General features: G+C 43.7%; 9 protein-coding genes, 1 tRNA gene and 1 pseudogene. All 11 read right to left on the minus strand.

The window, feature by feature from the left end; all coding sequences use genetic code 11:
* Nucleotides 1-108: 108 nt before the first annotated feature.
* On the minus strand, nt 109-1,296 hold the full coding sequence (locus FTV13_RS09555) for an HlyD family efflux transporter periplasmic adaptor subunit (RefSeq protein WP_004786223.1): 1,188 nt from the start codon (nt 1,294-1,296) through the stop codon (nt 109-111).
* Nucleotides 1,293-3,431 (minus strand): type I secretion system permease/ATPase, encoded by a 2,139-nt coding sequence (locus FTV13_RS09560; RefSeq protein ID WP_180011849.1) that lies wholly within the window; start codon nt 3,429-3,431, stop codon nt 1,293-1,295. Before FTV13_RS09560 ends, FTV13_RS09555 begins: the two co-directional genes overlap by 4 nt.
* Nucleotides 3,428-4,972, minus strand: a pseudogene (locus tag FTV13_RS09565) (TolC family outer membrane protein). Before FTV13_RS09565 ends, FTV13_RS09560 begins: the two are co-directional and overlap by 4 nt.
* Nucleotides 4,973-5,112: 140 nt before the next feature.
* Complete coding sequence (lptB, locus tag FTV13_RS09570; RefSeq protein WP_004786227.1) at nt 5,113-5,856, minus strand: LPS export ABC transporter ATP-binding protein; 744 nt, start codon at nt 5,854-5,856, stop codon at nt 5,113-5,115.
* Entirely contained in the window at nt 5,856-6,422 is a 567-nt protein-coding gene (lptA, locus tag FTV13_RS09575) for a lipopolysaccharide transport periplasmic protein LptA (RefSeq protein ID WP_159122791.1), read from the minus strand. The genes lptB and lptA overlap by 1 nt, the downstream gene beginning before the upstream one ends.
* The gene (gene lptC / locus FTV13_RS09580; protein ID WP_034705852.1) at nt 6,406-6,954 is read right to left on the minus strand and encodes an LPS export ABC transporter periplasmic protein LptC; all 549 of its coding nucleotides are present in this window, start codon (nt 6,952-6,954) and stop codon (nt 6,406-6,408) included. Before lptC ends, lptA begins: the two co-directional genes overlap by 17 nt.
* Nucleotides 6,955-6,987: 33 nt before the next feature.
* Nucleotides 6,988-7,527 carry an HAD family hydrolase gene (locus FTV13_RS09585; protein WP_180011851.1) on the minus strand — a complete coding sequence of 180 codons (540 nt, stop codon included), beginning with the start codon at nt 7,525-7,527 and terminating at the stop codon, nt 6,988-6,990.
* Between the two features lie 3 nt (nt 7,528-7,530).
* Nucleotides 7,531-8,508: a KpsF/GutQ family sugar-phosphate isomerase gene (locus FTV13_RS09590; RefSeq protein ID WP_004786235.1), complete on the minus strand. Its 978-nt coding sequence runs from the start codon at nt 8,506-8,508 to the stop codon at nt 7,531-7,533.
* Between the two features lie 273 nt (nt 8,509-8,781).
* A tRNA-Gly gene (locus tag FTV13_RS09595) sits at nt 8,782-8,857 on the minus strand.
* 65 nt (nt 8,858-8,922) lie between these two features.
* A complete protein-coding gene (gene cysS / locus FTV13_RS09600) occupies nt 8,923-10,344 on the minus strand; it encodes a cysteine--tRNA ligase (protein WP_179992291.1) in 1,422 nt (473 codons plus the stop codon).
* Between the two features lie 177 nt (nt 10,345-10,521).
* Nucleotides 10,522-11,003, minus strand: a 482-nt coding sequence (locus tag FTV13_RS09605) for an IS3 family transposase (RefSeq protein ID WP_180011854.1), incomplete at its 5' end; no start/stop codon positions are given.

The raw sequence follows: 11,003 nt of genomic DNA on the forward strand, positions 1-11,003 counted from the left end.
AGGCATTCAAATTTCACCTGTGCAGTATACCTGTTTTGATGGGGCAAAGAAAAAGCCTCTCTAAACGAGAGGCTTGATTCAATTTAATTTTATTAATTACTTTTAAATTTAACGTTCACGCAATGCTTCTTTAGCCTTGTTGAATGGCTTGATCAGATAGTCCATTACCGTTTTTGCGCCGGTACGAATGTCAACAGAGGCCACCATACCTGGTGTGATATTAAACTCCTGCCCGGCGGCATTTCTCAATTTGTCACTATCGGTACGGATATACACACGATAGTAGAACTGATCCTGTTTGACTTCATCCCGCAAGGTATCTGGCGAAATCACAGTCACTTTGCCTTTTAGACCGCCATAAATCGAGTAATCATAGGCAGTAATCTTAACCAGTGCTTCCTGATCAGGACGGATAAAAGCAATATCACGTGGTGAAATCCGAGCTTCAACCAGTAATTTTTCATCCAGAGGCACGATGGTCATCAGCTTGCCATTTTGTGGTACCACGCCACCCAAAGTCATGACATCAATTTCTTTGACCACGCCACGAACTGGGGATTTAAAAATGGTCCGGTTCAAGGTATCTGACTTGCCGCGTACCACCTGTTGCTGAGTTTCCACATCAGTATTGGCTTTGGAAAGTTCTTCCCGTGCTTTAACATAGTACTGGTTACGAATATCATTCATCTGGTTACGCAGGTCATTGGCTTCTCGCTTCAACCGTAAAACTTCAACTTCACTGGCTGCCCCTTTAGCCACCAATGGCGCGGTCATTTCCAGTTCCTGTTGTACCAGTACCAATGCCTGTTGCAAGCCGGCAAGAGATTCTTCCAGATTGGCACGACGTGACTGATACAGTGCGGTTTCTTCTTTAACCAGTTTCGGATATTTCAGCACTTCTTCAGGGAAAGACAATGGCGTACCACTCACTTCTGCACGTAAACGGGCGGAAGTCGCACGTGAAGCGATTAGTAAGGATTCTGATTCACCGACATTTGATTCAAAGCGGGTTGGATCAAGCTGAGCCAAGACTTGGCCACGTTCTACAATCTCGCCTTCTTTAACATTTAACTTGGTTAGAATGCCGCCCTCCAGAGACTGAATCACCTGTTCTTTGGAAGATGGAATGACTTTACCCGTACCGGTCGAGACCTCTTCCAGTTTAAATAGCCAGGCCCATGTCAATAGAATTAACAAGCCAATGCCCACAATCCAGATAATCAGACTAGATTTAGGTAATGGCGGTTCCTGAAAGCTCACTTTGTTTGAACGCGTTAATGTTTGTGGTTCACTCATGCGCTTGCTCCCACGACCCGTTTAGTTCCTACCTGTGACTGATTTAATATTTGGTCTCGTGGACCATCCATGACAATTTTGCCATCATTGACCACGAGAATACGGTCAACTAACTCCAGTACGGCGCGACGATGCGTTGCCACTACCAGTGTACGATGGGACAGATACCCTTTCAGATGATCAATTAACTGCTTTTCTGAAACGTCATCAATCGCTGCGGTTGGTTCATCTAGCAACAAAATTTTAGGCTGGCGGATCAGGAGCCGTGCCAGTAACAAGGCTTGACGCTGTCCACCCGAGAAGCCCACTCCACCTTCCAGAATGATATGATCCAGACCTTCTTTTTTCTCCTGAACAAAGTTAAGTGCACCAGTGATTTGCAAGGCTTCCAGAATCTGTTGATCTGTAGCGAGCGGTGCACCCAAAGTCAGGTTTTCACGGATACTGCCGTAAAAGAGTTGTGAATTCTGATTGAGCAGGCCCATATCACGGCGTACATCTGAAGGATCGATCAGAGTCAGATCAATACCATCCAGTTTGACCTTACCCTGTGCTGGGGTTTGCATGCCCGACAACAGTTGTAACAGCGTCGATTTACCTGCACCGTTACGGCCCAGAATTGCAATTTTTTCACCTGGCTTAATTTCCAGTTTTGGAATGACCAGACTCGGTTTGGGATCATCATCGCCGTATTTGAATACCACGCCACTCAGCTCATAATGACCATCCAATACAGGACGGTGAATCAGATGTGAATAATCCGGCTGATCCACCGGTTTTTTCATTAACTCATCCAGACCGCCTTTAGCAACTTTGGCTTGCTGTAAACGGCCCAAGACACCGGTAATTTGTGAAATAGGTGCCAGCATCCGTGATGATAAAATCGAACAGGCAACTAAAGCACCCGTGGTCATCTCACCATCCATCACCGCAAATGCACCGACCAAGACCACAATGGCAAAGGTGAGTCCCTGAATTTTTTGGGTCCATGCTGTCATTAAGCCAACAATTTTACGTTGTTGCATGCTGACATCAGCAGAGACTTCATTCATGTGATTCCATTGGTTCTGGAAGCGGGTTTCAGCTCTTAACAGCTTGATATCTTCAATCCCTTGTACGGCTTCCACTAATAAAGCATTACGGATCGCAGATTCACGCATTCCTAACTGTGCCAACTTAGCCAGTTTTTTCTGCGCCAGAATCCCTGGAAGAATCATGAGTGGTACTACCAGTAGCATGACCCAGAACAGGTTGCCGCCAATAATCCAGAAGATCCCCAGGAACAGGAAGAAGAATGGCAGATCTGCAATAGCCGTCACGGTAGTTGAAGTGACCAGTTCACGCACACCTTCGAGTTCACGAATCTGCGAAATAAACGTTCCGGTCGATTTGGAACGCTCACTGTTTTTAATTCTTAAGGAATGCCCAAATACCCGGTCAGATATTTTCAGGTCAGCCCGTTTACCAATAATGTCTGAAAGATAAATACGGGATACCCGCAATACAAACTCGAAAATCGCCGCAATCAGTACACCACCGGCCAACACCCATAAAGTAGGAATCGATTGTGAAGGAATGACACGGTCATAAACGTTCATCGAGAAGACAATCGTTGCCAAAGCCAGAATATTGGCGATTAAAGAGGCAAACATCACATCGATATAGCGTTTCCAGTCTTTCAATACAATTGACCAGAACCAGTTTTTCTCAAAGGGCTTGATATATTCGTCGACACGCGCATCCGGTACAGAAGACTCTGGTCGCAGGATATAAACATGCTTCGCACCAGCCTCTAACTGCTCGATGGTAAAACTTTGCGATAAACCGGCATCTCCACTCAGTTGTACACTGACATTGCCTTGTGTGTCGATACGTTCAATAACACCGACATCTCCGCTATCAAATTCAACCAATAAGGGCAAACGCCAGGGATTCAGCAGACTGCTATCAAATTTATTTTTACGGACATTCAATCCCATCTGACGGCTGACAATCTTGAGCATTTCATCAATGTCATGATGCTGGTTCCAGTCCAGTTGCAGACGAATGCGCTCCTCAGATGGTTCGATCCGATAATGCTTGGCAATATTTAAAACTGCCTGAAGCCACGGTTGATAATTTATTGTAGTACTCATGGCTGAACTTCAAACCCCTGAATAGAAATACGGTTAAGCGCGTAAATATCCCGTGTACGACCTGTCACCTGAATGTATTGCACAATCGCCGAATAGATGTCATAGCGCGCTGATTCAATTTCCTGTGCTGCGCTGTGAATCGCCTGTTCTGCATTCAATAAATCCACTACAGTCCGAGTGCCCAATTTATATTGTTCTTGATATAGCTCTTTGGTTCGTACCGTGGTTTCACGGCGCTGAGCCAGGACATCCATTTGTCTTTGTTTATTTTCGATCTGTTCCCGGATTAAACGAACCTGATCCAGCACATCCAGATAGACAGTATTGACCTGTGCGCGTGCAGCTTCTTCGGCATAACTGGCAGCACGTGCCTGAGACCGAACAGCGCCCCCCTGATAAAAATTACTGCTAGCTTCAATCATAATTGAATTATAAAAGCCATCATCTTCATTATTATTTGGATTTCGACCATTGACTGCCTGACTTAAGCTACTTTTCAGATTAATGGTCGGATAACGGCTTAAACGTGCCTGATCTTTTTGCAATCGAGCTACATCTACCCCCCCTGAATGTGCCAAGATCATGCTTGGAATCTGGGTAAATTCAGGATCCTGATAAAGATCAGCCTGGGTCACGATACGATCTGGAATTTCCCATTGGATTGCAGAGGCATCAAATCCCAATAAAGTTCGTAGACGTTGCTGATATTGTCTTAACTGGGTCTGTTGCACGATCAGGTTAGATTGCGCAGCTTCCAGATTGGACTGCGCCTGAACCGGATCAGCCTGTGTGCTAATTCCGGCGCGGGCACGTAAATTGGCAATTTCTGCAATTCGTGCAATGCCCTGAATCTGTTGTTCGGCAATCTTGGTAATTTCCTGATAGCGCTTAATATTGACGATGGCATCCGCTACTTCCAGTGCAACCTGATCCAGACTCACCAGTACCCTTGCCTGATCTTCTGCCAGTCTCGCTTCTTCAACACTCACATTGGTTCTAATCTTGCCAAAGTCATATAGCATCTGGGTTGCATTCAGAGAAACCACCTGACGTCCACGTTCACCTGAGGTCAAATCTCCGGTACCCACACCGCCAGATAACTGCGGATAATAGGCTGCTTTGGCCACATCAATATTGGCTGCCTGTGCAGATAAAGACGAAATACTCTGGGCAATTTCCGGACGACGCTGAACTGCTGTATGAACCGCCTCAATCAGACTCATTTTTGCAGGAATACCAGCATTTATAGGTCGAATTGAAGATTGTCCCTGCTACGGCCGACTAATCTGCGGCAGTTCAGCCACCTTTGAGGTATCCAGTGAGTACTGACTAACTGAGCTAATATCAATCGTCTGCGCTGATCGCGTTGGCTCTGGTGCAATCAGTTTTCCTAATCCACTTTTAATATTATTAAAATAATTCTGTGAATTTTCTGCATGTACGAATGGCACAGATAAAGGCAAAAGAAGAATGATCCATATTCCCTTATTTTTATCTATTATCCCCTGAACATTTTTTAAGTGCTGCACCCTAAATTGCATAATAATGAATGTTTCGTGTTTTAGCCTAACAATATATCAAATCATACAAAAAGATAGCTTTTTCGTCTTAATTTAAGTAAAAAAAACCCGCATTTGACGACTAAAGTCTTAATGCGGGTTTTTCTGATAATGAAAATTTTCTATACAGTAAAGTCATCACCCAGATAAACTTTACGTACCGTTTCATTGGCCAGAATTTCTTGTGCCGTGCCTTCAGCAATGACTGAACCTTCGCTGACAATATAGGCATGTTCACAGATGGCCAAAGTTTCACGAACGTTATGATCGGTAATCAATACCCCAATTCCACGATCTTTCAGCGTCGTAATAATATCTTTAATATCACCCACTGAAATCGGGTCAACCCCGGCAAAAGGTTCATCCAATAACATGAATTTAGGGTCAGCTGCCAACGCACGGGCAATTTCAGCACGACGACGTTCACCACCCGAAACACTCATACCCAATGAATCTTTAATATGGGTAATTTTAAAGTCTGCTAGTAATTCGGCTAAACGTTGTTGACGCTGAGCTTTGCTTAAATCCTTACGGGTTTCCAGAATCGCCATAATATTTTCAGAAATGGTTAGTTTTCTAAAAATAGAAGCTTCCTGAGGTAAATAGCCAATCCCTTTTCGCGCACGTTCATGCATTGCCAAGTCAGACAAATCGAGATCATCCAGATGGATTTCACCCTTGTCCATACGCACCAGACCCACCACCATATAGAAACTGGTAGTTTTACCTGCACCATTAGGCCCTAAAAGCCCAACAATCTGCCCACTTTCCATACTGAAGGAAACGTCCTTGACTACCCAGCGTTTACTATAATTTTTCGCCAGATGCTTAATGGTTAAAGTTTGAACCTGATGCGTCTGTGCCATTAATCACGTGCTCCCGGAAAGGATTTCGAAGATGAAGGCGGAATCACGATTTGTACACGACCTGCTGCTGAACCGGTTTTATTTGGTGTACCTGTTGCTTCAATATCGCCTTTATTCATGCTGTATTTCAGTGTATTACCACGGATACTAGCGCCATCTTGCTGCAAGTAGGCATTTCCAGATAGGGTAATAATCCCGGTTTCCGCATTATAGACAATTTTCTGTGCCTGACCTTTGGCCAAACCTTTGGCAGGATCAACTTTCTGCTGAAATTGAGCCGGGCTACCTGTTGCCGTAATCAGGCTGATCTGTTTTTTATTATTCAGATTCGCCACAATCGAATTGGCCTGCAATTTCATGGTGCCCTGTTCAATAATGACATTACCTGAATAAGTCGTGACTCCAGTACGCTCATTAAAAGTCGCACGGTCAGCTAATAAGGTAATCGGCTGATTACGATCAGATGGCAATGCAAACGCAGTGGCTGAACCCAATGCAACCAGACTTAACAACGCAGCGCGCTTAAGGAAAGTTTTCATCATTTTAGCTCTAGGAATTTGGTTCATACTTTCCTCGAATATTAAAGAATTCGTATTGACCATCATTAAGATTGGCTTTTAGGCCCTGACTGATAAATTCAGCCTGTGGAGATTCAACAATGACAGTTTTATCGGTTTCAATTTCACGTGTTTTCGGAAAAGCGGTCAGCTCCTCGGTACGGAACTGCATTTTTCCATTTTGCATGATCTTGGTCGCCAGCACTTCTTGAGAAAGTACAACTTTTGTATTGTCATCATAACCGTTGCCCTGTTTGGCAAAGAATGTCGCATCAATCTGACCGTCTTTATAGGTCGTTGCCTGCAGATTTTTGAGACTTGAAGTCTCTAGCTGCAGGTTTTGTTCAAGCTGGTCGACCTGGGCACGAACAGACAACATGCCCTTTTCATCAGTTTGGGTTAAGTTAATATTATTCGCAGAATAGGTCATGCTACGTGCAGAATCAGTCTGCAACTTGTTGCCTTTACCGCTGTAATAGTAATAACCACCACTTATTGCGGCAATGATAATAGCCGTAAGATATAAAACTCTAGTGTCCATAAGCGGTGTACTTAATCCAGGATGTATGACTTATTAATAAGGCGCACGAGTATATTTTTCAAGTAACTCTTGGTACTTACCTTTGGACATCAGTAACATGTCACAAATCTCGCGTACCGCACCACGACCACCATAGGCTTGCGTTACCAGATCAGCACGACGACGCACTTCAACATGGCCGTTTGGAACAGTCACTTTCATGCCTGCAATCGCGAAGGCAGACAGATCAGGCCAGTCATCACCCATGTATAAACAGTCTTCAGGATCGATATCGAGCTGAGTACACGCTTCACGCAAAGCAGTCCCTTTATCTTCGCGGCCCTGATAAACCAGATCTACACCTAAATCCGACATACGTTTCTGTACGATATTGCTTTGACGCCCAGTGATAATGATCACTTTGATTCCGGCTTGCTGTACCAGTTTCATACCCAGACCATCACGGATATCAAAAGACTTGATCTCATCGCCCGTGTTGGTCAATGTGACAAAACCGTCGCTTAAAATACCATCTACATCAAGTACCAGTGCCTCAATATGACGTGCCTGCTCTAATAATACATAAGATGCCATTTATTAATTTACCCCAGCCTGAATCAGGTCATGCATACTAATTACACCAATGACTTTATTGGCATCATCAACCACTACAAATTGATTAATTTTACGTTCGTTCATTTTTTCCAGTGCAACGACAGCACGTGCTTCCTGAGAAATTGTCAGCGGATTTTTGGTCATTACTTCCTGAATCGGTAAATTGACATCAAAACCTTGCTGTTTGTCGATCAGGCGGCGTAAGTCACCATCAGTGAAAATACCCAGCAGAAGGTCATTTTGATCCACAATTGTGGTTAAACCTAGGCGTTTATTTGAAATCTCGTATAAAACTTGATTCATTGGTGTATCTGGTGACACTTTTGGCAATTCCGAACCAGTGTGCATTAAGTGTTTTACATGCAGCAATAAGCGTTTACCCAAGGCACCCGCTGGATGTGACAAGGCAAAATCGTCAGCAGTAAAACCTCGTGCATCTAAAAGAGCGACAGCCAGTGCATCACCCAGCGCTAAAGTTGCTGTTGTACTCGAAGTCGGTGCCAGGCCAAGTGGACAGGCTTCCTGAAGATGACCTAGAGTTAAAGCCACATCAGCATTTTGTGGCATTGGGCCTTTGGCATCCCCACTAATGGTAATTAAGGGAATTTCCAGACGCTTGATCAGAGGCATCAGCATCATGATTTCATCGCTTTTGCCTGAGTTTGAAATGGCAATCAGTACATCACCCGGTACCAGCATACCGAGATCCCCATGCCCTGCCTCGCCCGGGTGCATGAAGAATGAAGGCGTACCCGTAGACGCAAAAGTTGCCGCCATCTTACGGCCAATATGCCCGGATTTCCCCATCCCGGTAATCACCAGACGACCTTTGCACTGCAGGATAATTTCACATGCCTGACTAAAACGCTCATCGATCTGCGTGGCTAAAATCTGTAATGCTTGTTCTTCGATACGCAAGGTTTCAAGTGCAACTTTCTGGAAGTCTATTTGATTTGGCATATTTGGTGGGTTCAAAGTAGGTTTACCTTAACTCTATACAGAGTTGACTCATTCTAGCAAAAAATAATTTTCGCAATTTTATCATATCTATGCAAATAGCAGGTTTCAAAATGTAGAGCTTTTCATAAAACTTAAACAGAATGTTTTAAAATTTCCCTGACTGAAAGCTCTTCCATATTCAGAATTTCATTATGTTAATCAGCCCTCATTGTCCTTTTTATTTTGCGTAGGCAATAAAAAACCCCAATCTTTCGATCAGGGTTTTTTGAATTTTGGAGCGGGAAACGAGACTCGAACTCGCGACCCCAACCTTGGCAAGGTTGTGCTCTACCAACTGAGCTATTCCCGCAATATGGGAGTGAATTATAGAGAGTTTCTGCTAACTGTCAACTCTCTATTGATTCAACTGTCGAATTAATCAGCACGACGCCATACAGTTCCTTGACGGGTATCTTCCAGCACCACTCCTTGGTCTAATAAAGACTGGCGGATTTCATCGGCACGAGCAAAGTTTTTCTCTTTTTTGGCATCTTTACGTTGCTGGATCAGATCTTCAATCTGCTCTTCAGACAAGCCTAAAGCTTCCTGACCAATATCAGACTTCAAGAATTCATCGACATTGTGCTGTACCAGACCCAGAATATTGGTGAGATGGCGCAGAGTAGAATAATAAACTGTAGCCTGTTCCTGATTCTGGTCTTTTACTGCACGGTTCAGCTCTTTATTCAGTTCAAACAACACAGCAATGGCTTCTGGCGTATTGAAGTCATCACGCATGGCTGTATTGAAACGCTCAACAAAGCTTTGATCTAAAGTTTCAACAACCTGCTCACCATATACCGCTTGATAAGCTTTAAAAGAATGATAGAAACGCATCAGCGTATTTTTCGCTTCTTTTAAAGCTACATCTGAATAGTTCACCGGGCTGCGGTAGTGTGAAGATACGATAAAGTAACGCACCACTTCTGGATGGAATTTTTCAATCACATCACGGATAGTGAAGAAGTTACCCAAAGACTTCGACATCTTTTCACCATCGACATTGATGAAGCCAGCATGCATCCAGTAGTTCACATACTGCTCACCTGTCGCTGCTTCAGATTGTGCAATCTCGTTTTCATGATGCGGGAAGCTTAAATCAGCACCGCCACCATGAATATCAAAATGATTGCCCAGGCAGCAGGTTGACATCGCAGAACATTCAATATGCCATCCTGGACGACCATTGCCCCATGGTGAAGCCCAAGAAGGTTCATTTTCTTTGGCATGTTTCCAAAGTACAAAGTCAAATGGGTGTTTTTTCTCAACTTCGACGTCTACACGTTCAGAAGCGCCTGCCTGCATATCTTCCAGTTTACGGCCTGAAAGGCGGCCGTATTTGGCAAATTTTTCAACTTCGAAATAAACATCGCCATTATTTGCCGGATATGCAGTCCCTTTTTCCACTAGCGTACCAATCATGTTTTGCATTTGATTGATGTAATCGGTGGCTTTTGGTGCTTCATCCGGTGCAAGACAGCCTAACTTGGCAAAGTCTTCATTCATGGCATCAATAAAACGGCTGGTCAGTGATGAAATGCTTTCCCCATTTTCATTGGCACGTTTAATAATCTTGTCGTCAATGTCAGTGATATTACGGACATATTTTACTTTCCAGCCCTGACTGCGCAGAAAACGGATAATATAGTCAAATGCAACCACGGTACGTGCATGTCCGATATGACAGTAGTCATAGACCGTCATCCCACAGACATACAGATCAATCTGACCTTCTTTACGAGGCACAAATTCTACTTTTTTACGTTGCTCTGAGTTATATAGAACAAATGGTTGCATAGGTCTTCTAGAATGCTTTTACAAATGATGGCTCATCTTAACCTAAGCATTATTTTTCATAAAGTTTTAAGAAAAGTTTTCAAGGTTTTTTTCTGCGGTTATTTTTTATTACATAGACAGATCATGCATGGAACGTAAGGTAATCCTCCCATAAATAACCGAAGTTAAAAGTAGAGGTTAAGCAGCCATTAGAGGTGGCTTTCCTTTGTTAGCTTGATGTGGTCTTTCATGGTTGTAATGCCACAACCAGCTTGTTGCATAATCTTGTACTTCATCCAAAGTATCAAATAAATGCTTGCTCAGCCAACTATAACGTATGGTCCGATTATAGCGTTCAATATACGCATTCTGCTGTGGCTTACCTGGTTGAATATATTCAATACGAATACCGTGCTCAGTAGCCCAGCGCACAAATTCGTGACTGATAAATTCGGGACCATTATCGCATCGGATCACTAACGGTTTTTCTCTCCACTCCAGCAATTGATTCAACGTACGAATAACCCTGATTGTGGGCAATGAGAACCCTGCTTCAATGGCTAGGCCTTCGCGGCGGTAATCATCAATCACATTCAATAATCGAAACTTGCGACCATCGGAAAGCTGATCATGCATAAAATCTAATGACCAAACCTGATTTTCTCGGATTGGTTCTTTCA

Source organism: Acinetobacter sp. YH12235 (genome assembly GCF_013417705.1).
In the GTDB taxonomy this organism is placed as follows: Bacteria; Pseudomonadota; Gammaproteobacteria; order Pseudomonadales; family Moraxellaceae; genus Acinetobacter.